We start from the raw sequence: 24,377 nt of genomic DNA on the forward strand, positions 1-24,377 counted from the left end.
GGCTCTCTTCCAGGCCTTACTTCGACAGACTCTTGCCCATGCTCGCGCGCTTGCTGTTTTTCTGTGGTCTTTTCATGGCCTCCACCTCGGCTGTGGCCATGACCATTTACAAATCCACCGATGCCAACGGCGTGGTCTCGTACAGCGACCGTCCGAGCAAAGGCGCCCAGGTGTTCGTGTTTCAGGACCGCATGGTCGAACGCCTCGAGCGGCAGGTGTACCTCGACATCAAGAAGCAGAAGGGCGCCGACGTCGTGTTTGTGCGCAACGACCTGTATGCGCCGGTCGAGGTGGCCTTGGCGTTTACCGGAATGAGCAACGTGCGTGGCGCGCCGGCGCAAACCATCCGCCGGGTGCTGCCGGCGCGCAGCAATACACGTTTAGCATTGCTGACGGCGGTGTCCGGCGGCAAGCCTTTGGTGTACACGCCGCAGTTCCAGTATTCCCTTGGCGACCCCGCAGGTGCGGCGCAGAGCTACCGTTATCCGTTGCCATGGCGCGGCGGGCCGTTTCGCCTGAGCCAGGGGGCTGAGGGCCAGTACAGCCATTTCGGGCCGAAGAACAAATATGCGATGGACATCGCCATGCCGGTCGGCACGCCGATCATTGCTGCGCGGGCAGGGGTGGTGGTGAAAACCGAAAACTCGCAGAGTGGTCGCGGCACTGACCCCTCCGGCAATTTCGTGCGAATACTGCACGACGACGGCACGATGGGGGTGTATTTGCACCTCAAGCAGGGTTCGGTGAGCGTACGCGAAGGGCAGCGGGTGACGGTGGGCAGCCCGCTGGCGCTGTCGGGCAACACCGGCAACAGCAGCGGCCCGCACCTGCACTTTGTGATACAGCGCAACAGCGGCGCGGGGCTGGTGTCGATTCCGTATCAATTCAACCAGCCACTGGGGGCGTTGCCCAACTTTGCGTTGGGCAAACAATAAACACACGAGGGATCAGATCCGGATGGCTTTTGTGGAGAGGGGATTTATCCCCGATGGAGGGCGCAGCCGTCCCAAAACCATTGAATGCATTGTGTCAGATGCTATACGAATGCAGATTCAGGGCCGCTTCGCAGCCCATCGGGGATAAATCCCCTCACCACAGAAGCCTCCCCCAGACCACCCATCAATCCAGCATCAACACCTTCGCCAGCACAATCTTCGGCCCTTTCATCTTCTTGATGATGATCCGCAGGCCTTCGACTTCCAGCACTTCTTCCTCTTCCGGCACCCGTTTCAGGGTCTCGTAAACCAGCCCGGCGAGGGTCTCGGCTTCGATATGGTCGAGGTCGATGCCGAGCAGGCGCTCAACCTTGAACAACGGCGTATCACCGCGCACCAGCAGCTTGCCCGGTTGATACGCGAGAATCCCGCGCTCGGCCTTGCGGTGTTCGTCCTGGATGTCGCCGACCAGCACTTCCAACACGTCTTCCATGGTCAGGTAGCCGATGATGTTGCCGTCAGCCTCCTCGACCACGGCGAAGTGCGAGCCGCCCTTGCGGAACTGCTCCAGCAGCTGCGACAGCGGCATATGCCGCGACACGCGCTCCAGCGGACGGGTCAGCTCGGCCAGGTTGAACGACTCGGGGATGTGGTCCAGCGCTGCCAGTTCCAGCAGCAGATCCTTGATGTGCAGCAGGCCGACGAACTCCTGACGCTCGCTGTCGTACACCGGATAGCGGCTGAACTTGTGGCGACGGAACATCGCGAGGATTTCTTTCAGCGGCGCGTTGAATTCCAGAGTAATCAGGTCTTCGCGGGAGTTGGCCCAGTCGACCACTTCCAGTTCGCCCATTTCCACCGCCGAGGCCAGTACGCGCATGCCCTGATCGCTCGGATCCTGGCCACGGCTGGAGTGCAGGATCAGTTTCAGTTCTTCGCGGCTGTAATGGTGTTCGTGGTGCGGGCCGGGTTCGCCTTGGCCGGCGATACGCAGAATCGCGTTGGCGCTGGCGTTGAGCAGATAGATCGCCGGGTACATCGCCCAGTAGAACAGGTACAGCGGCACCGCCGTCCACAGCGACAGCAACTCGGGTTTGCGGATCGCCCAGGACTTCGGAGCCAGCTCGCCGACGACGATGTGCAGGTACGAAATGATGAAGAACGCGGTGAAGAACGACACACCCTTGACGATTTCCGGCGACTGCACGCCGACCGCGCTCAGCAGCGGTTCGAGGATGTGCGCGAACGCCGGCTCACCAACCCAGCCCAGACCGAGGGAGGCGAGGGTGATACCGAGCTGGCACGCCGAGAGGTACGCATCAAGCTGACTGTGTACGGTGCGCAGGATGTGCCCGCGCCAGCCGTTCTGATCGGCGATGGCCTCGACCCGGGTCGAGCGCAGTTTGACCATGGCGAACTCTGCCGCAACGAAGAAGCCGTTGAGCAAAACCAGGATCAGAGCAAAAAGGATCATGCCGAAGTCGGCGAAAATGGTAGCGAGGGACAAGCCAGGGGAAGGGTCCATGATGGAGTTTTGCGGGTTCCGTTTGATTCAAGAGAGGTAAAAGCCGCGCCTGAAAGGCAGGCACAAGTCAGCCAATGTAGCGGCTGACATGGCGATTGCCTAGTGGTGAGTGCCGGTCGGTCTTACTCGGCGGCGCTGATCGCCCGCGTCTGGGCAACCTGAGCCGGGGCGAAATGACAGGTGAACGTGCTGCCATGACCGGGCACGCTGCTGATCTCCATGCGTGCGCGGTGGCGCAGCAGCACGTGTTTGACGATGGCCAGGCCAAGGCCGGTGCCGCCGGTGTTGGAGTTGCGGCTGGAGTCGACGCGGTAGAAGCGTTCGGTCAGGCGCGGCAGGTGTTTGCTGTCGATGCCGATCCCGGAATCCTGCACGCTCAGGTGCGCGCCCTGATCGTCGCCCCACCAGCGAATGCGGATGTTGCCCTCGGCCGGGGTGTACTTCACCGCGTTGAACACCAGATTGGAAAACGCGCTGCGCAGTTCCGCCTCGCTGCCTTTGAGCATCAGGCTGGCGTCGGCTTCCAGCGTGATGCGCTGGTTTTTCGATCCGGACAATTGCTGCGCGTCGCTCTTGATCGATTGCAGCAGCGTATCGACCTGCACGGGTTGGTTGTCCGATGGGTAATCGGTGGCTTCCAGTTTCGCCAGCAACAGCAAATCGTTGAGCAACGTCTGCATGCGCCCGCCCTGTTGTTGCATCTGTTGCAGGGCGCGGCTCCAGCGCGGGTTCACTTCTTCGACGTTGTCGAGCAAGGTTTCCAGATAACCGCAGATCACCGTCAGCGGTGTGCGCAGTTCGTGGGAAACGTTGGCAATGAAGTCTTTGCGCATCTGCTCCAGCTGATGAATGCGCGTGACGTCGCGTACCAGCATCAAATGTTCGTTGTTGCCGTAACGGGTCAGGTACAGCTGAATGCGCACGCGATCATTGGTCGGCGAGGGGATTTCCAGCGGCTCGGCGTAGCTTTCCTGCTCGAAGTATTCCTTGAAGCGCGGATGCCGCACCAGGTTGGTCACCGGTTGGCCGCTGTCTTGTGGAGTCTTGAGGCCGAGCAGGGTTTCGGCGGCACGGTTCCACCATTCCAGGTTGCCGTCGCTGTCGAGCATGATCACCGCGTCTTTCAGTGCGGCGGTGGACTCCTGCACTCGGTCGATCACCGCTTGCAGGCGCCCGCGTACGCGTTGGTCGCGGCGTTGCAGGTGATAGATGCTGTCGAATACCTCACCCCACAGGCCATAGCCGTCGGGCGGTGCTTCATCGGGTTGATGCAGGCGCAGCCATTCGTGCAGACGCAGCAATTGCTTGAGCGTCCAGGCCAGGTAAATACCCAGACCCGCCGCGAGGCTCCAGCCGTAGTAGCCGCTGATCAGGCCGATCACCAGGCAACCGGTGACCAGCAACAGCATGTGGCGAATCAGGGTGCCATGCCAGTTTTGATTCACGGAGCGTCCTTAACGCAGCTTCGAGTTTCAAGCTGCAAGCTTCAAGCTAAAGCGGATCGGCTTTTACTTGCCGCTTGTAGCTAGAAGCTTGCCGCTGCTTTTAAGCTTTGGTGGAAAACCGGTAGCCAGTGCCGCGCACGGTTTGTACCAGATTTTCGTAGGCGTCGCCGAGGGCCTTGCGCAGACGGCGGATGTGCACGTCGACGGTGCGTTCTTCAACGTAGACGTTGCCGCCCCAGACCTGATCCAGCAATTGACCCCGGGTGTAGGCACGTTCCTGGTGAGTCATGAAGAATTGCAGCAGACGGTATTCGGTCGGGCCCATCTCGGCCGGACGGCCATCGATGGTCACGCGATGACTGATCGGGTCGAGCAGCAGGCCGCCCACTTCGATTGGCGCTTCGCCATCGGTCGGGCCGGCGCGGCGCAGCACGGCTTTGAGGCGTGCGACCAGTTCGCGGGGGGAAAACGGTTTGGTGATGTAGTCGTCGGCGCCGACTTCCAGACCCTGGATCTTGTTGTCCTCTTCGCCCTTGGCGGTGAGCATGATGATCGGGATGTCCCCGGTCAGCTCATCTCGCTTGAGGCGGCGGGCCAGTTCGATGCCTGAGGTGCCGGGCAGCATCCAGTCGAGCAGGATCAGGTCCGGCTTGCGGTCGACGATGATGGCGTGTGCCTGCTGCGAGTTCTCTGCCTCGAGGCAGTCATAGCCGGCCATTTCCAACGCAACGGCGATCATTTCGCGAATGGGCGCTTCGTCGTCGACGATCAGAATGCTCCTGCCAACCATGCCTTAATCCTCTTGTCATTTAACTGTCTTGCGCCGCATTAGATAACGGAATTATTGCAGTCGTGTGACAGTATTTTAGTCCGGCGGCGATTGTGCAAATCCTGAACTAAGCTCTAAGTCCGAATCCTGACAACCACAAAAGAAGGTTTCCATGACTCAATACACTGCTTCTTTCAAGGCTTTAGTCCTTGCTGCCGCCATGGCTTTGCCTGCGATGGCCTTCGCCGCCGATCCAGCGATGGAGAAGGACGGCATGTACACCGATCACCATGGCATGACCCTATACACCTTCGCCAAAGACTCAGGTGGCAAGTCGATGTGCAACGACAAATGCGCCGAAAACTGGCCACCACTCATGGCGACTGCCGGCGACAAGTCGATGGGCGACTGGATGGTAATCAAGCGCGATGACGGCAAGATGCAATGGGCCTATCAAGGTATGCCGTTGTACACCTTCAAGATGGACAAGAAGGCCGGTGACATGACCGGCGACGGCAAAATGGACGGCGCCTGGAAAGTCGCCAAAGCCAAGTAAACGCGGTTCCTTGTAGGAGTGAGCCTGCTCGCGATAGCGGTTTATCAGTCGCATTTTCATTAGCTGACACACCGCTATCGCGAGCAGGCTCACTCCTACAGGTGTGTGTTCAGCGCAACGCGTAATCGAGCACAATCCCGACAAAAATCGCCAACCCGGCCCAATGGTTGTGCAAGAACGCCTGGAAGCAGCGCATCCGGTCGCGGTCCCGCGTGTACCAGAACTCCCACGCATAGCAGCCGGCAGCCACCAGTAAGCCGAGATGGAACCAGACACCCAGCTCGAACTTCGACCCCGCCAGCAACAGGCAGCCCAACGACAGTGCCTGCAAGCTCAGGATGATCATCCGGTCCGCCTCGCCGAACAGGATCGCCGTGGATTTCACGCCGATCTTCAAGTCGTCGTCCCGATCGGTCATCGCGTAATAAGTGTCGTAACCCACCGTCCACAACAGGTTGGCAATCCACAGCAGCCAGGCCGCCGCCGGCAGTTCACCGGTTTCAGCGGTAAACGCCATCGGCATGCCCCAGGAAAACGCCGCACCCAGCACCACTTGCGGGTAATAGGTGTAGCGCTTCATGAATGGATAGGTGAACGCCAGCGCCAGACCGCCCAGCGACAGCCAGATCGTCGGCGCATTGGTGCACAGCACCAGCAGAAAACTCACGCCCATCAGCAGCGCAAAGAACACCAAGGCTTCTTTCGAACTGATCTTGCCGCTGGCCAGTGGTCGTTGCGCGGTGCGTTTGACGTGACCGTCGACCTTGCGATCAGCCCAGTCATTGATCACGCAGCCACCGGCGCGGGTCAGCACCACGCCGAGGACGAAAATCACCACGTTGGCCAGCGACGGCGAGCCTTTACCGGCAATCCACAAGGCCCACAGCGTCGGCCACAGCAGCAGATAGATACCGATCGGCTTGTCCATGCGCGTCAACTGAATGAAATCCCAGGCGCGCGGATTCAAACGGTTCAGGGACTTGAGCAGGCTCTGATACATCAGTTGTTCTCCGGATGGGCGCGGACGGTATCCCACAGACTCGGCAGGAAGATTTCGGCGACCAGCACGCTCAGCGCGCAACGGTCGAAACGCGAGCGCCGGCCCCACAGTTCAGGCGCTTTCACGTCTGGTGGCAACCATTGCTCGGGGTAGTGGCAAACTTCGATGGCGCGGCGCTGAAAGGCGTGATCGCAAAACAGCAATTCGCCCAACGAGCGGCTGCCCAATTCGTCCATGTGCAAACCGTCGCCTTGCAGGGCTGCGCGCGAGGCCACGCTTCGTGCGAAAACCCAGGCCTCACCGTGACCACGCAGATACACCTCACGCACCCAGCCTTCGCTGCCTTCGGGCAGATCCAGCCCCGCGCATTCGTCGGCGCGCAGGGTGTCCCAGCCTTCAAACAATGGCGTAACGCTGAAGCCATCGTTGGACAGTCGCGTCAGTCGGCGGGTCAGTGAGCCTTCGTCGAACAGCCAGTCGAGGGTCAAGGGATCGGGGAGGGGCGTCAGTTGGCTTTGAGTCAGCCAGAGCGGGGCCGGGCAGGGATTTGTCTGTTGCACAATGAGTCATTATTGGCCGCAAATGAGGCGGCGAGCTTAACATGGCCGTCCGCGATATTGATTGATCCGGGTCGCCGTTGCGCCGAACAGGCTTGCATCTGCCCGGTTCGATCAGTACAAAACGCGCTGAGCTGGACGGCAGCGCAGCACCCATCGACCGTCCGTGCCGGCAATAAGCCTGAACCCTGAGGAAGTACCTGAATGAAAAAGTGGCAATGTGTGGTCTGCGGCCTGATCTATAACGAAGCCGACGGCTGGCCGGATGACGGTATTGCGCCGGGCACCCTGTGGCAGGACGTGCCGGAAGACTGGCTGTGCCCCGACTGCGGCGTCGGCAAGATGGACTTCGAAATGATCGAAATCAACTAAGTAAATCGAAAGGAGTAAGGCATGAACGCACCTGTCGTAATCGTCGGCACCGGGCTTGCGGGCTACAACCTGGCTCGGGAGTTTCGCAAACTCGATAGCGAAACCCCGCTGCTGCTGATTACTGCCGATGACGGCCGCTCTTACTCCAAGCCGATGCTCTCCACCGGTTTCGGCAAGAACAAGGACGCCGATGGCCTGAGCATGGCCGAACCGGGCGCCATGGCCGAGCAATTGAAAGCCGAAGTGCGCACCCACACGCGCATCAGCGGCATCGACGCCGGTCACAAGCGCCTGTGGATCGGCGAAGAAGCGGTCTCCTACCGCGACCTGATCCTCGCCTGGGGCGCGGAAACCGTCCGTGTGCCGATTGAAGGCGACGGCGCGGACCTGGTGTTCCCGATCAATGATCTCGAAGACTACGCACGTTTTCGCGCAGCGGCGGCCGGCAAGCGTCGAGTGCTGCTGCTCGGTGCCGGCCTGATCGGCTGCGAATTCGCCAACGACCTGATCCTCGGCGGCTACGAGGTGCAACTGGTTGCACCGTGCGAGCAAGTCATGCCGATGTTGTTGCATCCCGCTGCGGCGGCAGCAGTGCAGGCCGGACTGGAAAGCCTGGGCGCGAAATTCCACCTCGGCCCGGTGCTGACCCGTTTGCAGAAGGTCGCCGACGGTCTTGAAGCGCATCTGTCCGACGGCCAGGTCATTGCCTGCGATGTCGTGGTCTCGGCCATCGGTCTGCGTCCACGCATCGATCTGGCGGCGGCTGCCGGCGTGCTGGTCAATCGCGGCGTCGTGGTTGATCGGCATCTGAAGACGTCCCACGCCAATATCTATGCCTTGGGCGATTGCGCCGAGGTCGATGGGCTGAATCTTTTGTACGTCATGCCCCTCATGAGCTGTGCGCGAGCGCTTGCACAAACCCTGGCGGGAAATCCGACGGCGGTGACCTACGGCCCGATGCCGATCACCGTGAAAACCCCGGTGTGTCCACTGGTGGTTTCGCCGCCACCACGCGGTAGCGAAGGCGTCTGGACCGTTGACGGGCAGGGCGCCGACATCAAGGCCCTGTGCCACAGCGCCGACGGTCAGTTGCTCGGTTATGCGCTGACTGGCGCGGCGGTCATGGAAAAACTCGCACTGAACAAACAGCTTCCGCCCCTGCTGGCGTAAATACTGGTCGTTCTGTCGGAATCACCCCGCTTTTGCCCCTACAAAGGTCGCCGGGAGACTGGCGCCGCCCGTATCCGCGTGCCATTCTCACTCCCGTCTGCCGCAGAGTAGAGCCTGCGGCGCCTTGGGCGCTGTTCCAACGAGAACAGCACGGACATAACAACAAAAAACCGTCAAAGGGGCTTCACTAATGCGTAAACCAGAACTCGCCGCTGCAATCGCTGAAAAAGCAGATCTGACCAAAGAACAGGCCAACCGCGTACTCAACGCCGTCCTCGAAGAAATCACCGGCGCTCTGCACCGCAAGGACAGCGTTACGCTCGTAGGCTTCGGCACCTTCCTGCAACGCCACCGCGGCGCCCGCACCGGCAAAAACCCGCAAACCGGTGAACCGGTGAAAATCAAGGCCAGCAACACCGTTGCGTTCAAGCCAGGCAAATCGTTGAAAGACAGCGTTAACCCTTAATTGCGGCGAACTCCCTGAATAATGGGGAGAACCGTAAGAAAAAATGGGCACATCGATTGCGGTCGAGTGCCCATTTTTTGTGGCTGGTGATTTATACAGACATACAGTTCGGATCTAAACGTTAGTACCTATTCGGTATTCGTTTCATTTGATAGCTATCGCCCCTCCTAAATAATGAAGACAGGCTCTATATATAGAGGCCATCAAAATGATGGCACTTTTTTAATTGTTCGTTGTCTCACTGCGTTTTGTTGAATCAATACCAAGGTCTTTAGGAATAATCCTACATCCAGTTTTTTCAAAACTTGTCATGCTCTGCGCCATTCCGCTACGGCCCTTTTTACGTGGTGAGGGGGATCTGGAACGAGCGCTCTAAATCAAGGTTTTCAGGTTGTCTCTGCGCGTGACTGATTAAAAAGAACGTGTCAGGGATTCCCTGACTGAATATAGGGAAACCTCCTACAGCAATTAAAGAACACTTCGTCTTGTTGTTTAACCAGATGCTTGCTAGTGGCCATCATAGTGATTACGATGCGCCCACTTGAAAGAGCACACACTCAATTGGATGAGTCGCGTCACTGCTCTTCGATACTGTCCAGCGCCGTGGCAATTCCAATAGGCGCATGACCGTAATCCTAATTAAAGGCCATGGATGTCCTACTCAAGCAAACTTTCCGCCCATTACCTCGAACTCGCAAAAGTCTCTGTTTCCAAAGAGAATTTCGCGGGCGAAGACGTTCGTTTTTCGAGCGAATTCGAGGCGCTGGAAAGCGAGCTGGCCAAAGCCTCTTCGATGCATGAAAGCGGGCAGATCGACTGGCTGAAAATTCGCGAAAACAGCGAAAACCTCCTGCGTACTCAATCCAAGGATCTGCGTGTCGGCGCCTGGCTGACCTGGTCGCTGTACCAGCGTGAATCCTTCCCCGGGCTGCTGGCCGGTCTCGGTTTGCTGCACCATCTGTCGGAAAACAACTGGGCCGACGTCCACCCGCTCAAACCCCGCACCCGTGCCGCCGCGATTGGCTGGCTGGTGCCGCGTCTTGAGCAGGTCATCACCGAAAACATCGCGATCAAAGAGCAACTGCCGATGTTCCGGCAGCTCTCCGAGCACCTGTCCGGCCTCGAGGCCGCGTGTGCTGAGCACCTGGGTGATGATTCGCCGCTGCTGCTGCCGATCTCCCGCCGCCTGAAAACCATGATCCAGCGTGCGGCTGACAATCAGCCGGCCCCCGGCGTCGTGGGTGCAGCGGTGGCGCAGGTCAAGCAGGCAGCCAGTCAGTTGCTCGCCCCCGGCGCACCGATCGATAACGAAAGAGATGCGCACAAAGCGCTGCGTGCCCAGCAGGAAAGCGCCCGCCCGTTGTGCGCCTGGTGGCTCAAACAGAAAGCCACCGACTTGCGTGCCCTGCGTCTGAACCGCACATTGCTGTGGATGACCATCGACGCGGTGCCTGAGCGCAACGCCGAACAGATCACCGTGCTGCGCGGCTTGCCGGTCGACAAGCTCAAGCAATATCAGGATCGCTTCGATCAGGGTAAATACGCCGACCTCTTGGTGGAATTGGAGGCGAGCCTGGCGAAGGCGCCGTTCTGGTTCGATGGCCAGAGGATGGTCTGGGAATGTCTCCAGAACCTCAACGCCGAGTTGGCAATGCGCGAAGTGGAAATCCACTTCGCGCTTTTGGTTCAGCGTCTGCCTGGCATTGTCGAGTTGCGTTTTCACGACGGCGCGCCATTTGCCGACCCGGTCACCCGGGCGTGGATCGCTGCCAATGTCATGCCGCATCTGCAAAGCGCCAGTGCGCCGCGCAAGGTCGAAAACGACAACGTCGAAACCCAGCCCGCCTGGGAGAAAGCCCTCGAAGAAGTCCTGCCGATTCTGCGCAAGGAAGGCCTCAAGCCTGCCGTGCAGATCCTCAAGCAAGGGCTGCAATCGGCCCATGGCGGGCGCGAGCGCTTCTTCTGGCAGTTCGCGCTCGCCCGGCTGTGCTTCATGGCCAAGAAATACGAACTGGCCAAGAACCAGCTGGAAACCCTCGATCAGACATTACAGGACTCAGGCCTGCACGCCTGGGAGCCCGATCTTGCATTGGAAGTGCTGCACCTGCTGCACAGTTGCTGCGAGTTGTTGCCGCAGAACCATGCAGTGCGTGAACGCAAGGAAGAGATTTATCGCAGGCTGTGCCACCTCGATCTCGAAGTGGTACTCGAATAGGCCCCAGGGCCACAACCGCAAGGAGAAAAGCCATGGCCAAAGAAGGCTCGGTAGCCCCCAAGGAACGCATCAACGTCACCTTCAAACCCGCCACCGGCGGTGCTCAGGAAGAGATTGAATTGCCGCTGAAGCTGCTGGCAATCGGTGACTACACCCACCGCAAGGACGATCGCAAAATCGAAGATCGCAAGCCGATCAGCATCGACAAGATGACCTTCGACGAAGTGTTGGCCAAGCAAGAACTGGGTCTGACGCTGAGCGTGCCGAACCGTCTGCAAGAAGATGGCGAGGCCGACGAGCTGGCTGTGCAACTGCGCGTCAATTCGATGAAGGACTTCAACCCGGCCAGCCTGGTCGAGCAAGTGCCTGAGCTGAAAAAACTGATGGAACTGCGCGATGCGCTGGTGGCCCTCAAAGGCCCGCTGGGTAACGCACCTGCGTTCCGTAAAGCCATCGAAGGCGTGCTCGCCGACGACGAATCCCGCGGTCGCGTACTCGGTGAGCTGGGCCTGAACGCCGCAGCCCCGGACGCCTGAGACTCCAGCCAAGGAAGCCAACACAATGAGCACTAGCGCAGCACAAGAGAAGAGCGCCGGCAACGGCGAGTACAGCATTCTCGACAGCATCATCGCCGAAACCCGTCTGACTCCGGACGACGAAGCCTACGACATCGCCAAGCGTGGTGTGTCGGCGTTCATCGAAGAACTGCTCAAGCCGCAGAACAACGGTGAGCCGGTCAAGAAGGCCATGGTTGACCGCATGATCGCCGAGATCGATGCCAAGCTCAGCCGTCAGATGGACGAAATCCTGCACCACCCGGATTTCCAGGCGCTGGAATCGTCGTGGCGTGGTCTGCAGTTGCTGGTCGACCGCACCAACTTCCGCGAAAACATCAAGATCGAAATCCTCAACGTCTCCAAAGACGACCTGCTGGACGATTTCGAAGATTCGCCGGAAGTCATGCAGTCGGGCCTGTACAAGCACATCTACACTGCTGAATACGGCCAGTTCGGTGGTCAGCCGGTTGGCGCGATCATCGCCAACTACTACATGTCGCCAAGCTCACCGGACGTGAAACTGATGCAGTACGTGTCCAGCGTAGCCTGCATGTCCCACGCACCGTTCATTGCCGCTGCCGGCCCGAAATTCTTCGGTCTGGAAAGCTTCACCGGCCTGCCGGATCTGAAAGATCTGAAAGACCACTTCGAAGGCCCGCAATTCGCCAAATGGCAGAGCTTCCGTACTTCGGAAGACTCCCGCTACGTCGGTCTGACCGTGCCGCGTTTCCTGCTGCGTAACCCGTACGACCCGGAAGAAAACCCGGTCAAATCGTTCGTGTACAAGGAAACCGTTGCCAACAGCCACGAGCACTACCTGTGGGGCAACACCGCTTACGCGTTCGGCACCAAGCTGACCGACAGCTTCGCCAAATTCCGCTGGTGCCCGAACATTATCGGCCCACAGAGCGGCGGTGCGGTTGAGGACTTGCCTCTGCACCACTTCGAAAGCATGGGCGAAATCGAAACCAAGATCCCTACTGAAGTTCTGGTTTCCGACCGTCGTGAATACGAACTGGCCGAGGAAGGCTTCATCTCCCTGACCATGCGTAAAGGCTCCGACAACGCGGCGTTCTTCTCCGCAAGCTCGGTGCAGAAGCCGAAGTTCTTCGGCATCAGCGCAGAAGGCAAGGCGGCAGAGCTGAACTACAAGCTCGGCACCCAACTGCCGTACATGATGATCGTCAACCGCCTGGCTCACTACTTGAAAGTGCTGCAGCGCGAGCAACTCGGTTCGTGGAAAGAACGTACCGACCTCGAGCTGGAACTCAACAAGTGGATCCGTCAGTACGTTGCCGACCAGGAAAACCCGAGCGCCGAAGTACGTGGCCGTCGTCCGCTGCGCGCTGCGCAAATCATCGTCAGCGATGTTGAAGGCGAGCCGGGCTGGTACCGCGTGAGCTTGAACGTGCGTCCGCACTTCAAGTACATGGGTGCCGATTTCACCCTGTCGCTGGTTGGCAAGCTGGACAAAGAGTAAGAGCGACTCATGGACGGATACGGCAGCCTTTTCGAACGCCTCAACGGCGACGCGGAACTACGCAATGGCAAGAGCCTCGAGGCTTGCGCGATGGCGTCGGTGGCTGCCCATCTGGCCAAAATGCTCAGCACCCGGGCGGGCAGCGTGCAAACGCTGTCCGACTACGGGTTGCCCGATCTCAATGACATGCGTCTGAGCCTGCACGACTCCCTGAGTCAGGCCCGTCTGGCCATCGAAAACTTCATCGAAGCCTACGAGCCGCGCCTGAGCAACGTGCGTGTCATTTCCCTGCCGCGTGATCACGATCAGCTTCGCCTGTCCTTCAGTATCGAAGGCCTGCTGGAAGTTGAAGGTTTCAAGCGTCAGGTCAGTTTTTCCGCGCGCCTGGATGGCAGCGGTCAAGTGAAGGTCACCTAAGGATAACCCCGATGTCTGGCAAACCCGCAGCACGCGTATCCGACCCCACCGCTTGCCCGCTCCCCGGCCACGGTACCAACCCGATCGCCGCTGGTTCTGGCGACGTGTTCTTCGACGGCCTCGCGGCCGCCCGCGAAGGCGATGCCTCCGCGTGTGGTGGTGCGATGGTCGGCGGTTTGGCCACGACGGTGAAAATCAACGGCAAGTCTGCTGTCACGGTTGATTCCGTTGGCTCCCACGGCAACAAGGTTACGGCTGGGTCTTCGACGGTGATTATCGGGAATTCGCATTCGCCGGCGCCGTTTGTGCCGCCGTTGCCTGTGATTATTCCGGGAATATTCAATCGTGTTTTTGCCTTTAAAACTGCCAGTGGGAAAACGGTTGAAGGACTGAACTACAAAATAGTTTCGGAAAGTGGGATCGAGAAGTTTGGTACTGCAGTCGCAGGAACTTCTGCCAGTTTCTCAACTGGACAGAAACCTGAGCCCGTCTCGATCTTTGTAACATCGGAGTAAGATCTTGGAAACGATAGTTGAAATTGGTGGTGTGCCTTATACCTTTGTTACCGAAGATGGTGCTACTGCGTTAAGGCTTGATGACAAAACGACCGCCAGTAACGACACGGATCCTGGAACTTTAAATCTCCCTGAAGCGTGGTTGGTGACTCGTTCTAATGGCGTGCCTCTATTCGCTGTAAAACCAGATGTTTGTGATAAGCCTTTTCGCATCATGAGCGCTGAAAAATTATACGCTGAAAAAATTCAGTGGTTTGAGCCGCTGGCTGATTTCTACCGCGAGCGGTTGTGGGTTAACCCGAATAGCAATGTTGAGGGCTCGGAAGTTTACGACGCTTATCGACAGCATACGTGGCAATCAATTATTGACTTTGCAATCGTAGATAGGCCTTCGTTCGCTTACTATAAGAATCTTCCGGGTGATTGGAAAAAACAACCTGAAGGTGGGGCAAAATATCTTCTTTGTCTAGTTGAAGGTGATCCTTACTGGACAGATGGGCTAGGGCAAATTCCATTCGCAGTGGATACCTTTCGCAAATATTGGGAAGAAACCCGAGAAATTGATTCCGCGATTAGGAAGACGGGCCAGACTGGCTTGGATTGGGCAGATGGAACAATCGGCGGCAGCGATGATGGTAGTGAGAATGTCTACGATAACTTCATAATTATCAGGGCTTGTTTGTGGGCTTCCGAGAACTTTGAACTGGTACTAGAAAAAAGACCCCTGAGTGGTCAAAGATTTGGGATCGACGGTGCAACAGTTGCAAGTACCGTGTACAAGCCAGCCTCTAATGTGCGGCTAAAAACGTCAATTGATGCAGGCCTGTTGGCAAAATACAAAACATGGGAAGCATGATTGTGAAAGTTATCATTGGTGCCGCTATTTATCTGCTTGTTGGTTTTTTGTATTTCTACGTGCACGATGTTGGTGTTGTTTATTACAAGTTGCATGTGGGCTTTACAGATAGGGGGGCAGCAATAGGTGGTGTTGCAGAGCTGGTTTTTTATTTTTTTATATTTGTAAATTTTATAATTTTCTTTATTCCAAGGGTTTTATTCAAGCTGCTAGGGATAGCAGTAATGCTGAGTGTTGTGTTGTTTTATTTCTTGCCAGACAACCCGGTGCGAGCATTTGCCTACGGTGGCCTCACTACCAGTATGAGCTTCTTGGCGTTTGTGCTGCGCTTGAATTTTGAGCGGTGGCACTCCCGAAGCTTTATTTAAGCCGGCGCTCTACAGGATATTTTTTTGATGAGTTCCACTACCAGGCAGGTAATCCGTGTCCTTTAACCACTACTACCAAAGCGAACTTACCGCTCTGCGCCAACTCGGTCGCCGTTTCGCCGAGCGTAGTCCTGCGTTGGCGCCGTATCTGGGGCAGGCCGGGCGGGATCCGGACGTGGAGCGGTTGCTCGAAGGCTTTGCGTTTCTGACCGGGCGCTTGCGCCAGAAGCTCGATGACGAGTTGCCGGAACTCAGCCATTCGCTGATGCAACTGCTGTGGCCAAACTACATGCGTCCGCTGCCGGCGTTCAGCATTCTGCAGTTCGATCCGCTCAAACGTTCTGGTCCGGCGCTGAAAGTCGAGCGTGATACCCCCATCGAAAGCGTGCCGATCGAAGACGTGCGTTGCCGCTTCCGCACCTGCTATCCGACCGAAGTGTTGCCGCTGGATCTGGCCGCGCTGAATTACTCGGTGAAGGGCGACGGTTCGTTGCTCAGCCTGCGTCTGGAAATGAGCGCCGACGGCCACCTCGGTGAGCTGGAACTGAGCAAACTGCGCCTGCACTTTGCCGGTGAGCGTTACATCAGCCAGATGCTCTACCTGAGCCTGCTGCGTAACCTTGAAGGCATCGAATTGATCCCGCTCGACGGCGCCGGCAAGCCGATCGATGGCGTCAGCGGCAAGCCGATGGCGTTCAAGATCCCCGGTGACCGGGTCAAACCGGTGGGCTTTGCCGAAGAAGAAGCGTTGATCCCGTATCCGCTGAACACCTTCCGTGGCTATCGCTACCTGCAGGAATACTTCGCCTTCCAGGACAAGTTCCTGTTCGTCGACGTCAATGGCCTGGACATTCTCAAGGCGCTGCCGGAAGACACCCTCAAGCAGATGCGCGGCCTCGAATTGCGCTTCGATATCCGCAAGAGCGGCATCATGCGCATGCGTCCGACCCTGGATAACGTGAAGTTGTTCTGCACGCCAATTGCCAACCTGTTTGCGCACGACGCACTGCCGATTCGCCTCGATGGCAAACAGGACGAATACCTGCTGCTGCCGGCGGAATACGATCTGGAAAACTGCGGCGTGTTCTCGGTGGAAACCGTGACCGGCTGGAAGCCTGGCGGCCTCGGTTATCAGGAATACGTGCCGTTCGAGTCCTTCGAGCACGACCCGAGTTTCGACGTGCCCAACAGCCGTCCGCATTACAGCATCCGCCAGCGCTCGTCCTTGTTGCACGACGGCCTCGACACTTACCTGAGCTTCGGCATACGCCACACCGAAGCCCACGAAACCCTGTCGATCGAGCTGATGTGCACCAACCAGAACCTGCCGCGCAAGCTCAAGCTCGGCGACATCTGCATGGCTTGCGAAGAGACGCCGGAGTTCTTGAGTTTCCGCAACATCACCCCGGCGACCTCGAGTTTTGCGCCACCGCTGAACCGTGACTTCCTGTGGAAGCTGATCAGCAACATGTCGCTTAACTATCTGTCGCTGGCCGACGTCAATGCGTTGAAGGTGATTCTCGAAACCTACGACTTGCCGCGCTACTACGACCAACACGCGGAGAAGGTCAGCAAGCGCCTGCTCGGCGGCCTCAAGCACATCAAGCATCACCACGTGGACCGCTTGCACCGCGGCCTGCCGGTGCGCGGTTTGCGCACCGAACTGACCATCGACCCGGAAGGGTATATCGGCGAAGGCGATCTGTTCGTTTTCGCTTCGGTTCTTAACGAGTTTTTCGCGCTTTACGCCAGTCTCAATTCGTTTCACGAGTTGCGCGTAAAAAGCACACAGGGAGAGGTGTACCAATGGACACCACGTATGGGCCTGCAGCCCCTGCTTTAAGCGGGCTGACGAAGGTAATACGCGAGTACTCGCTGTTTCAGGCCGTGCTGCTGGTGATCGACCGGCTGCGCGAGTCGCACCCGCACCTGAGCGAAGACGATCTGTACGATCAGGTCGAGTTCCAGGCCAACCCGAGCCTCGGATTTCCGCGCAGCGATGTCGATCGCGTGGAGTTTTTCGAAGAGCACGGACAGATGCGCGCGCGCATGCGTTTCAACCTGATCGGCCTGGTCGGCTCGGGTTCGCCGTTGCCGGCGTTCTACGGCGAACAGGCCCTGGGCGACAGCGAAGACGGCAACCCGACGCGCAACTTCCTCGACCTGTTTCACCATCGCCTGCAACGGCTGATGCTGCCGATCTGGCGCAAATACCGCTATCGCGCGAGCTTCCAGAGTGGCGCGCTCGACCCGTTCTCGGCGCAGTTGTTTGCGCTGATCGGTCTGGGCGGCGACGAGATCCGCAAGGCCAAGGAACTCAACTGGAAACGCCTGTTGCCGTACCTCGGCCTGCTCAGCTTGCGGGCGCACTCGGCGGCGCTGATCGAAGCCGTGCTGCGTTATTACTTCAAGCACGAAGACCTGGTCATCGAGCAGTGCATCGAGCGTCGCGTGGAAATCCTCGAAGAACAGCGCAATCGTTTGGGCCGCGACAACAGCGTGCTCGGCGAGGACCTGGTGCTCGGCGAGCACGTGCGCGACCGTAGCGGCAAATTCCGCATTCACATCACCCAGCTCGACTGGCAGCGATTCCATGAATTCCTGCCGATCGGTTTCGGTTACCAGCCGCTCTGCGCGCTGGTGCGGTTCACCCTGCGTGACCCGCTCGATTACGACATTCGCCTGGTCCTGCGCCAGGAAGAAATCCGCGAACTGCGCATCGGTGAGCAGAACGCCTGTCGCCTTGGCTGGACCAGTTGGCTGGGCCGCGAAAAAGCGGACGGCGTGGTGACCCTGGGCAGCAAAATTCATTAAGGACGTGAGCCATGATCAACGTAGACCTGCAACAACTCATCCAGGCGCTGGACGCCGAAACCCGCCGTGATCTGGAGCGTTCGGCCGAGCGCTGCGTGGCCCGTGGCGGCAGCAAGATCCTCGTCGAAGACCTGATGCTCGGCCTGCTGGAGCGTCCCAACGGCTTGCTCGCACGCGCGTTGCAAGATGCTGATGTCGACGCCGGTGAACTCAGCGCCGCACTGCAATCGCGAGTTGAACACAGCGCATCGCGCAATCCGGTGTTTGCTCCGGAACTGGTGCAATGGCTGCAAGACGCCTTGCTGGTGGCCAACCTCGAACTGGGCCAGACCCAGGTTGAAGACGCCGCGCTGATCCTCGCGCTGCTGCGCAACCCGATGCGTTACGCCGGCAGCCGTTATCAGCCGCTGCTCGCCAAGCTGAACATCGATCGCCTGAAAGAATTCGCCCTGTCGCAAAAAGAGCAACCGGCGGCCAATGGCAAACCGGCCGCGCAGGGCGAATCGCTGTTGCAGCGCTTCACCCACAACCTGACCCAACAGGCCCGCGACGGCAAACTCGACCCGGTGCTGTGCCGTGACGGCGCGATCCGCCAGATGGTCGACATCCTCGCCCGTCGCCGCAAGAACAACCCGATCGTGGTCGGTGAAGCCGGTGTCGGTAAAACCGCCATCGTCGAAGGCCTGGCCTCGCGCATCGCTGCCGGTGAAGTGCCGCAGGTGCTCAAGGGCGTTGAGCTGTTGTCGCTGGACATGGGCTTGCTGCAGGCTGGCGCCAGCGTCAAAGGTGAATTCGAACGTCGCCTCAAAGGCGTGATCGACGAAGTCAAAGCCTCGCCGAAGCCGATCATTCTGTTCATCGACGAAGCCCACACCCTGATCGGCGCGGGCGGCAATGCCGGCGGTTCCGACGCGGCCAACCTGCTGAAACCGGCGCTGGCGCGTGGCGAACTGCGCACCATCGCCGCGACCACTTGGGCCGAGTACAAGAAATACTTCGAGAAAGACCCGGCGCTGGCCCGTCGTTTCCAACCGGTTCAGTTACACGAACCGACCGTGAACGAAGCGGTGACCATCCTCCGTGGTCTGGCTCAGGTCTACGAGAAGAGCCACGGTATCTACCTGCGCGATGACGCGGTGGTCTCGGCGGCGGAACTGTCGGCCCGTTATCTGGCCGGTCGCCAACTGCCGGACAAAGCCGTTGATGTGCTCGACACCGCTTGCGCCCGCGTGCGCATCAGCCTCGCCGCTGCACCGGAAAGCCTCGAGCGCCTGCGTGGCGAACTGGCTGAAGGTGGCCGTCAGCGTCAGGCCCTGCGCCGCGATGCCGAGGCTGGCCTGCTGATCGATCACGAAGCACTGGACGCACTGGAAGCGCGGCTGGAAGAAGCCGAAAGCGAAATGGTCGCGCTGGAAACCCTGTGGACTGAACAGAAAGCGTTGGCCGAGCGCCTGCTGGAACTGCGTCAGCAACTGGCCAAGGCCCGCGAGGCTGCCGCTGTCGAGCCGACCGTCAGCGTAGAAGAAGACGCTGAAGGCACCGTGATCGAAACCCTCACGGCGGACGTTGAAGAAGGCCAAAGCGTCGAAGCGCTGGAAGCCGAGCTGAACAAGACTCACGCCGAGCTGACCGCTGCGCAGGTCAAAGAACGACTGGTCAGCTTTGAAGTCTGCCCGCGTCTGGTGGCTGAAGTGATCAGCGCGTGGACCGGTGTGCCGTTGGCGCAACTGGCCCGCGAACACAATGCCAAGGTCGCCAGTTTCGCCACCGACCTGCGCACGCGCATCCGTGGTCAGGAACAAGCCGTACACGCCCTGGATCGCTCGATGCGCGCCACGGCCGCCGGCCTGAACAAGCCTGACGCACCGGTCGGCGTGTTCCTGCTGGTCGGCCCGAGCGGCGTCGGCAAGACCGAAACCGCACTGGCGCTCGCCGATCTGCTGTACGGCGGCGACCGTTTCATCACCACCATCAACATGTCCGAGTTCCAGGAGAAGCACACCGTCTCGCGTCTGATCGGTGCGCCACCGGGCTACGTCGGTTATGGCGAGGGCGGCATGCTCACCGAAGCCGTGCGGCAGAAACCGTACTCGGTGATTCTGCTCGATGAAGTCGAAAAGGCTGACCCGGACGTGCTCAACCTGTTCTACCAAATCTTCGACAAAGGCGTGGCCAATGACGGCGAAGGTCGCGAGATCGACTTCCGCAACACGCTGATCCTGATGACCTCGAACCTCGGTAGCGACAAGATCAGCGACCTCTGCGAAGACGGCGCACGGCCGACTGCTGAACTGCTCGAAGAAACCATTCGCCCGGTGCTCAGCAAACACTTCAAACCAGCACTGCTGGCGCGGATGAAAGTGGTGCCGTACTACCCGGTCGGCGGCCCGGTATTGCGCGAGCTGATCGAGATCAAACTCGGTCGTCTCGGCGAGCGTCTCAACCGTCGTCAGCTGGATTTCAGCTGGTGCCAGAACCTCGTCGATCACTTGTCCGAGCGCTGCACGCAAAGCGAAAGCGGTGCGCGCCTGATCGATCATTTGCTCGATCAGCACGTCCTGCCGCTGGTGGCCGATCGTCTGCTCGACGCGATGGCGACCGGTGAAAGCCTCAAACGTGTGCATGCCACGCTCGACGGCAACGCCAGCGTGATGTGCGAGTTCGCCTGAGGTGGCGGTGATGTTCACTCAAGTACCGCAACCACTGGTCTACGCCGAAGCGTTGCTGGCGCAGTTCGCCAGCCTGTCGCGGGCGGCGGACGGTGCTGCGTTGCTGGGTGACTTCGTGCGTGGCCTGGCCGAGCTGAGCGGTTGCGAACTGACGCAACTGTATTTGCTCGACGCCACTCACACCTGCCTGGGGATGAACGCCGAGTGCCTCGACGGCGCGCTGCAACCGCGCCAGGCGGCGAGCCTTCCGGCGGACTACAACGGTGAGCAACTGCTGCAATTCGCCCTGTGCCAGAACCGCGTGGTGTGCCTCGACGACCTCGGCGGCAGCCTGCACGAAACCAGTTTTCTGCCCGCCGTTGCGGCGCCGTGGCAGTCGCTGTTGTGCGTGCCGCTGGTCAATCGGCACAAGGCCGTCGAAGGCCTGTTGTTGTGTGCCAGTCAGCGTCGTACCGACCTGCTCGGGTTTGCCGAATCACTCGGTCAGCTCGGCTCGTTCGTGCTCGGCCAATTGCATTTGCTGCAACGCCTGCGTCAACCGCTGGATGCTCAGGCGCCGGCGGTGCGCAGCGTGCCAAGCATCAGCGGCTACGGTTTGATCGGCAAAAGCGCAGCGATGCGCCAGACCTACTCGCTGATCAGCAAAGTCCTGCACAGCCCGTACACCGTGCTGTTGCGCGGCGAGACCGGCACCGGCAAGGAAGTCGTGGCGCGGGCGATTCACGACTGCGGCCCGCGGCGCTCACAGGCGTTCATCGTGCAGAACTGCGCGGCGTTCCCGGAAAACCTCCTGGAAAGCGAGCTGTTCGGCTATCGCAAAGGTGCCTTCACCGGCGCTGATCGCGACCGCGCGGGGCTGTTCGATGCGGCCAACGGCGGCACGCTGTTGCTCGATGAAATCGGCGACATGCCACTGTCGTTGCAGGCCAAGTTGCTGCGCGTGTTGCAGGAAGGCGAGATCCGTCCGCTGGGCTCCAACGACACGCACAAGATCGACGTGCGCATCATCGCCGCGACCCACCGTGATCTGTCGGTGCTGGTCAGCGAAGGCAAGTTCCGCGAGGACCTGTATTACCGCCTCGCGCAATTCCCGATCGAACTGCCGGCCCTGCGTCAGCGCGAAGGCGACATTCTGGAGCTGGCCCGGCACTTCGCCGACAAGGCCTGCACGTTCTTGCAGCGTGACCCGGTGCGTTGGTCAGAGGCGGCGCTGGAACATTTGTCGGGCTACAACTTCCCCGGCAACGTCCGTGAACTCAAAGGCCTGGTCGAGCGAGCGGTGCTGTTGTGCGAGGGCGGCGAGTTGCTGGCCGAGCATTTCTCCCTGCGCATGGAAGCGATGCCCGAGGACACCAGCGGCCTCAATCTGCGCGAACGCCTCGAGCAGGTCGAACGCACGCTGCTGCTCGATTGCCTGCGCAAGAACGACGGCAACCAGACCCTTGCCGCCCGCGAACTCGGCTTGCCACGCCGCACGCTGCTGTACCGCCTCGGGCGCCTGAATATCAACCTGGGTGACTTCGATGGTTGATCTGAACGCCTATCTGAAGGTGAGCAATTCCCCTGTGGCGAGGGGATTTATCCCCGATCGGCTGCGCAGCAGTCGCGATCCGGTAAATACGGTTTCACTGGAAAACCGCGCTGGCAGGTTTTGGGGGCGCTTCGCACCCCATCGGGGACAAGTCCCCTCGCCACAGGAGATCGTGGCACCTCTTTGGATTGGCTCTAAGCCACGGTTTAGAGCCTTCCAAAACAACGAATTCGCTTATAACAGCGCCGCCCGCAAGGGTCGGCGCTTTGTGCTTTGTCTACCCCTGGAGACCCTCTGATGTCTGTTCGTCACTGGAACGCTGTCCTGCTGACCCTCGTCGTTCTCTGCGGCCTTGGTGGCTGTAGCGGCAATTACAAATTCAACGATAACGACTATCGCCCGTTGGGTGATCCGCAAGCGGTCAATCGCGGCAAGTGACCGCAAGGAGCATCAAACATGGAATTGGTTTTCGAAATGCTGAACACCAAGCAGTTCGTGCCCACCGAGTTGTGCCAGAAGACCTTCAAACAGGCGGGTGGCGTGATCGGGCGGGGCGAGGACTGCGACTGGATCATTCCTGACCGCAAGCGTCATCTGTCCAATCACCACGCGATTGTCAGTTACCGCGAAGGCACGTTTTTCCTGACCGACACCAGCAGCAACGGCGTTCAGGACGGCGACAGCGGTGCACGTCTGCACAAAGGCGAGCCAGTGCGCATCGAGCACGGCAGCACTTACGTGCTGGGTGACTTCGAGATTCGTGCGCGGCTGGTGCGTGACCCGGCGACCTTCGACGGTGAAGCCGGCCGTCCGCGTGCTGCCGGCAGCATCATCCCGGATGACGCGTTCCTCGATCTCGACCCGCTCAACGCGCTCGAACAGCAAGAACGCGTCTACTCGGAAATCGACGAACTGCTGGCGCCGAACACCAAACCTGAGGACTCCCGTCAGCGTGCCGACTACGCGCGCATCGACATGGAAAGCCTGATGGTTCCGGAGCTGATCGCAGCCCCCGTAGAGCCTGAACCTGCGCCGGCACCGAAAGCCGTCGAGCGTCAGAGTGAAGGTTTCTGGGAGCACTTCGGCGCGGCGCTGGGCGTGGATGTCAAGGGTCTCAGCCACGACGAACGCGAAGCCATGGCGCTGAACGCCGCGCGTCTGTTGCGTCAAAGCGTCGGCGGTTTGCAGCAGAGCCTACGTACCCGTTCCGAGCTGAAAAACGAACTGCGTCTGGCCCAGACCACCGTGCAAGGCACCAACAAGAACCCGCTGAAATTCGCCGTCGATCCGAGCGAAGCACTGCAGATCCTGTTGCAGCCGCACAAGCCGGGCCACTTGCCGGCCGAGCAAGCGGTGTCCCGTGCGTTCCGCGATTTGCAGGCGCATCAGGTGGCCTTGCTCACCGCCAGTCGCGCTGCCGTGCGCGGCACGCTGGAACACTTCTCGCCGGAACAGTTGACCCTGCGTTTCGAGCGCGACAACAAGCCGCTGATCGCCACGTCCGGCGGGCGCTGGAGAGCCTTCGGCCGCTATCACCAGGCCCTGCGTCAGGACGACGACTGGAGTGAGCGTCTGCTCGCCCGCGACTTCGCCCAGGCCTACGAAGAACAGATTCGTCTGATCTCCACCCTCCACACCGACCACCAAGGATGATGCGCATGTCTCGCCGCTCGACCGCTTTTTTCAAGACGCTGACTGCGCTCACCATGCTGGTGCTGCTCGCCGGTTGCTCGTCGCTGTCGCCGTACTCGAAAGTGACCAAGATCAATCTGAAACTGACCGGCAGTGATCAGCTCAACCCGGACCTCAACGGTCGCCCGTCGCCGATCGTGGTGCGCCTGTTCGAACTCAAGCACCCGGTGACCTTCGAGAACGCTGATTTCTTCAGCCTCTACGAACGCGCCAAGGAATCCCTCAACCCGGATCTGGTGGCCAGCGAAGAGCTCGAACTGCGCCCGGGTGAAACCGTGGAAATGAAGCTCAGCGTGGAGGAGGGCAGCCGTTACGTCGGCATCCTCGCCGCCTACCGCGACCTGCCGGAAACCAAATGGCGCTACACCGTGCAGATCACTCCGCTGGAAGTCACCGAGGCCGATCTGACCCTGGATCAGGCCGGTATCCGCAATACCAACGAAGCGCTCGCCAAGGCGGATGACTGAC

24 protein-coding genes are annotated in these 24,377 nt (G+C 59.6%); 19 read left to right on the plus strand and 5 right to left on the minus strand.

What is annotated here, in order from left to right; genetic code table 11:
* The first annotated feature begins 38 nt into the window (after nt 1-38).
* Entirely contained in the window at nt 39-935 is an 897-nt protein-coding gene (locus tag JFT86_RS07075; RefSeq protein ID WP_201236265.1) for a M23 family metallopeptidase, read from the plus strand.
* 184 nt (nt 936-1,119) lie between these two features.
* Here the strand turns inward: JFT86_RS07075 and JFT86_RS07080 are convergent, their stop codons facing one another.
* From JFT86_RS07080 to phoB, 3 genes are all read right to left on the minus strand, one after another.
* Entirely contained in the window at nt 1,120-2,460 is a 1,341-nt protein-coding gene (locus tag JFT86_RS07080; protein ID WP_007920256.1) for a hemolysin family protein, read from the minus strand.
* A gap of 122 nt (nt 2,461-2,582) precedes the next feature.
* Entirely contained in the window at nt 2,583-3,869 is a 1,287-nt protein-coding gene (gene phoR / locus JFT86_RS07085) for a phosphate regulon sensor histidine kinase PhoR (RefSeq protein ID WP_207197287.1), read from the minus strand.
* A 136-nt stretch (nt 3,870-4,005) separates the two neighbouring features.
* Nucleotides 4,006-4,695, minus strand: a complete 690-nt coding sequence (gene phoB / locus JFT86_RS07090) for a phosphate regulon transcriptional regulator PhoB (RefSeq protein WP_003229608.1) — start codon at nt 4,693-4,695, stop codon at nt 4,006-4,008.
* A gap of 151 nt (nt 4,696-4,846) precedes the next feature.
* Here phoB and JFT86_RS07095 point away from each other — a divergent pair, with 151 nt between their 5' ends.
* Nucleotides 4,847-5,230 (plus strand): hypothetical protein, encoded by a 384-nt coding sequence (locus tag JFT86_RS07095; RefSeq protein ID WP_201236267.1) that lies wholly within the window; start codon nt 4,847-4,849, stop codon nt 5,228-5,230.
* Between the two features lie 109 nt (nt 5,231-5,339).
* On the opposite strand, the gene ubiA is transcribed toward JFT86_RS07095, so the two are convergent.
* On the minus strand, nt 5,340-6,230 hold the full coding sequence (ubiA, locus tag JFT86_RS07100; RefSeq protein ID WP_201236268.1) for a 4-hydroxybenzoate octaprenyltransferase: 891 nt from the start codon (nt 6,228-6,230) through the stop codon (nt 5,340-5,342).
* The gene (locus JFT86_RS07105) at nt 6,230-6,790 is read right to left on the minus strand and encodes a chorismate lyase (RefSeq protein WP_201236269.1); all 561 of its coding nucleotides are present in this window, start codon (nt 6,788-6,790) and stop codon (nt 6,230-6,232) included. Before JFT86_RS07105 ends, ubiA begins: the two co-directional genes overlap by 1 nt.
* A gap of 201 nt (nt 6,791-6,991) precedes the next feature.
* On the opposite strand from JFT86_RS07105, the gene JFT86_RS07110 reads away from it, so the two are divergent.
* From JFT86_RS07110 to tssJ, 17 genes are all read left to right on the plus strand, one after another.
* The gene (locus tag JFT86_RS07110; protein WP_007954349.1) at nt 6,992-7,159 is read left to right on the plus strand and encodes a rubredoxin; all 168 of its coding nucleotides are present in this window, start codon (nt 6,992-6,994) and stop codon (nt 7,157-7,159) included.
* 21 nt (nt 7,160-7,180) lie between these two features.
* Nucleotides 7,181-8,329, plus strand: coding sequence for an FAD-dependent oxidoreductase (locus JFT86_RS07115; RefSeq protein ID WP_201236270.1), 1,149 nt, complete (start codon nt 7,181-7,183; stop codon nt 8,327-8,329).
* Between the two features lie 190 nt (nt 8,330-8,519).
* The gene (locus JFT86_RS07120) at nt 8,520-8,795 is read left to right on the plus strand and encodes an HU family DNA-binding protein (RefSeq protein WP_003213368.1); all 276 of its coding nucleotides are present in this window, start codon (nt 8,520-8,522) and stop codon (nt 8,793-8,795) included.
* Between the two features lie 652 nt (nt 8,796-9,447).
* Complete coding sequence (gene tssA / locus JFT86_RS07125) at nt 9,448-11,010, plus strand: type VI secretion system protein TssA (protein ID WP_201236271.1); 1,563 nt, start codon at nt 9,448-9,450, stop codon at nt 11,008-11,010.
* Between the two features lie 32 nt (nt 11,011-11,042).
* Nucleotides 11,043-11,546: a type VI secretion system contractile sheath small subunit gene (gene tssB / locus JFT86_RS07130; RefSeq protein WP_003229587.1), complete on the plus strand. Its 504-nt coding sequence runs from the start codon at nt 11,043-11,045 to the stop codon at nt 11,544-11,546.
* 25 nt (nt 11,547-11,571) lie between these two features.
* Nucleotides 11,572-13,047: a type VI secretion system contractile sheath large subunit gene (gene tssC / locus JFT86_RS07135; protein ID WP_201236272.1), complete on the plus strand. Its 1,476-nt coding sequence runs from the start codon at nt 11,572-11,574 to the stop codon at nt 13,045-13,047.
* A gap of 9 nt (nt 13,048-13,056) precedes the next feature.
* Entirely contained in the window at nt 13,057-13,464 is a 408-nt protein-coding gene (gene tssE, locus JFT86_RS07140; RefSeq protein ID WP_201236273.1) for a type VI secretion system baseplate subunit TssE, read from the plus strand.
* An 11-nt stretch (nt 13,465-13,475) separates the two neighbouring features.
* Nucleotides 13,476-13,979, plus strand: coding sequence for a PAAR domain-containing protein (locus tag JFT86_RS07145; protein ID WP_201231747.1), 504 nt, complete (start codon nt 13,476-13,478; stop codon nt 13,977-13,979).
* Nucleotides 13,980-13,983: 4 nt separating this feature from the next.
* Nucleotides 13,984-14,835 carry a hypothetical protein gene (locus JFT86_RS07150; RefSeq protein ID WP_201231746.1) on the plus strand — a complete coding sequence of 284 codons (852 nt, stop codon included), beginning with the start codon at nt 13,984-13,986 and terminating at the stop codon, nt 14,833-14,835.
* Nucleotides 14,832-15,203 carry a hypothetical protein gene (locus JFT86_RS07155; RefSeq protein ID WP_242489533.1) on the plus strand — a complete coding sequence of 124 codons (372 nt, stop codon included), beginning with the start codon at nt 14,832-14,834 and terminating at the stop codon, nt 15,201-15,203. Before JFT86_RS07150 ends, JFT86_RS07155 begins: the two co-directional genes overlap by 4 nt.
* A 55-nt stretch (nt 15,204-15,258) precedes the next feature.
* Nucleotides 15,259-17,046: a type VI secretion system baseplate subunit TssF gene (tssF, locus tag JFT86_RS07160; protein ID WP_201229349.1), complete on the plus strand. Its 1,788-nt coding sequence runs from the start codon at nt 15,259-15,261 to the stop codon at nt 17,044-17,046.
* Entirely contained in the window at nt 17,010-18,017 is a 1,008-nt protein-coding gene (tssG, locus tag JFT86_RS07165) for a type VI secretion system baseplate subunit TssG (protein WP_201236275.1), read from the plus strand. Before tssF ends, tssG begins: the two co-directional genes overlap by 37 nt.
* Nucleotides 18,018-18,028: 11 nt before the next feature.
* The gene (gene tssH / locus JFT86_RS07170; RefSeq protein WP_201236276.1) at nt 18,029-20,686 is read left to right on the plus strand and encodes a type VI secretion system ATPase TssH; all 2,658 of its coding nucleotides are present in this window, start codon (nt 18,029-18,031) and stop codon (nt 20,684-20,686) included.
* Between the two features lie 10 nt (nt 20,687-20,696).
* Nucleotides 20,697-22,217, plus strand: a complete 1,521-nt coding sequence (locus JFT86_RS07175; protein ID WP_201236277.1) for a sigma 54-interacting transcriptional regulator — start codon at nt 20,697-20,699, stop codon at nt 22,215-22,217.
* 297 nt (nt 22,218-22,514) lie between these two features.
* Nucleotides 22,515-22,655 (plus strand): type VI secretion protein, encoded by a 141-nt coding sequence (locus tag JFT86_RS07180; protein ID WP_095137719.1) that lies wholly within the window; start codon nt 22,515-22,517, stop codon nt 22,653-22,655.
* A gap of 18 nt (nt 22,656-22,673) precedes the next feature.
* Entirely contained in the window at nt 22,674-23,870 is a 1,197-nt protein-coding gene (gene tagH / locus JFT86_RS07185) for a type VI secretion system-associated FHA domain protein TagH (protein WP_201236278.1), read from the plus strand.
* Nucleotides 23,871-23,875: 5 nt separating this feature from the next.
* Nucleotides 23,876-24,376 carry a type VI secretion system lipoprotein TssJ gene (gene tssJ / locus JFT86_RS07190; RefSeq protein WP_201236279.1) on the plus strand — a complete coding sequence of 167 codons (501 nt, stop codon included), beginning with the start codon at nt 23,876-23,878 and terminating at the stop codon, nt 24,374-24,376.
* The last annotated feature ends 1 nt before the right edge of the window (nt 24,377 follow it).

This window comes from Pseudomonas sp. TH06 (assembly GCF_016651305.1).
Classification (GTDB): Bacteria; Pseudomonadota; Gammaproteobacteria; order Pseudomonadales; family Pseudomonadaceae; genus Aquipseudomonas.

Bases quoted from the DNA above. Each gene is read 5' to 3' on its own strand.
- JFT86_RS07075 (WP_201236265.1), top strand. From the start codon at position 39: ATGCTCGCGCGCTTGCTGTTTTTCTGTGGTCTTTTCATGGCCTCCACC.
- JFT86_RS07080 (WP_007920256.1), bottom strand. From the start codon at position 2,460: ATGGACCCTTCCCCTGGCTTGTCCCTCGCTACCATTTTCGCCGACTTC.
- phoR (WP_207197287.1), bottom strand. From the start codon at position 3,869: ATGCTGTTGCTGGTCACCGGTTGCCTGGTGATCGGCCTGATCAGCGGC.
- phoB (WP_003229608.1), bottom strand. From the start codon at position 4,695: ATGGTTGGCAGGAGCATTCTGATCGTCGACGACGAAGCGCCCATTCGC.
- JFT86_RS07095 (WP_201236267.1), top strand. From the start codon at position 4,847: ATGACTCAATACACTGCTTCTTTCAAGGCTTTAGTCCTTGCTGCCGCC.
- ubiA (WP_201236268.1), bottom strand. From the start codon at position 6,230: ATGTATCAGAGCCTGCTCAAGTCCCTGAACCGTTTGAATCCGCGCGCC.
- JFT86_RS07110 (WP_007954349.1), top strand. From the start codon at position 6,992: ATGAAAAAGTGGCAATGTGTGGTCTGCGGCCTGATCTATAACGAAGCC.
- JFT86_RS07115 (WP_201236270.1), top strand. From the start codon at position 7,181: ATGAACGCACCTGTCGTAATCGTCGGCACCGGGCTTGCGGGCTACAAC.
- JFT86_RS07120 (WP_003213368.1), top strand. From the start codon at position 8,520: ATGCGTAAACCAGAACTCGCCGCTGCAATCGCTGAAAAAGCAGATCTG.
- tssA (WP_201236271.1), top strand. From the start codon at position 9,448: ATGTCCTACTCAAGCAAACTTTCCGCCCATTACCTCGAACTCGCAAAA.
- tssB (WP_003229587.1), top strand. From the start codon at position 11,043: ATGGCCAAAGAAGGCTCGGTAGCCCCCAAGGAACGCATCAACGTCACC.
- tssC (WP_201236272.1), top strand. From the start codon at position 11,572: ATGAGCACTAGCGCAGCACAAGAGAAGAGCGCCGGCAACGGCGAGTAC.
- tssE (WP_201236273.1), top strand. From the start codon at position 13,057: ATGGACGGATACGGCAGCCTTTTCGAACGCCTCAACGGCGACGCGGAA.
- JFT86_RS07145 (WP_201231747.1), top strand. From the start codon at position 13,476: ATGTCTGGCAAACCCGCAGCACGCGTATCCGACCCCACCGCTTGCCCG.
- JFT86_RS07155 (WP_242489533.1), top strand. From the start codon at position 14,832: ATGATTGTGAAAGTTATCATTGGTGCCGCTATTTATCTGCTTGTTGGT.
- tssG (WP_201236275.1), top strand. From the start codon at position 17,010: ATGGACACCACGTATGGGCCTGCAGCCCCTGCTTTAAGCGGGCTGACG.
- tssH (WP_201236276.1), top strand. From the start codon at position 18,029: ATGATCAACGTAGACCTGCAACAACTCATCCAGGCGCTGGACGCCGAA.
- JFT86_RS07175 (WP_201236277.1), top strand. From the start codon at position 20,697: ATGTTCACTCAAGTACCGCAACCACTGGTCTACGCCGAAGCGTTGCTG.
- JFT86_RS07180 (WP_095137719.1), top strand. From the start codon at position 22,515: ATGTCTGTTCGTCACTGGAACGCTGTCCTGCTGACCCTCGTCGTTCTC.
- tagH (WP_201236278.1), top strand. From the start codon at position 22,674: ATGGAATTGGTTTTCGAAATGCTGAACACCAAGCAGTTCGTGCCCACC.
- tssJ (WP_201236279.1), top strand. From the start codon at position 23,876: ATGTCTCGCCGCTCGACCGCTTTTTTCAAGACGCTGACTGCGCTCACC.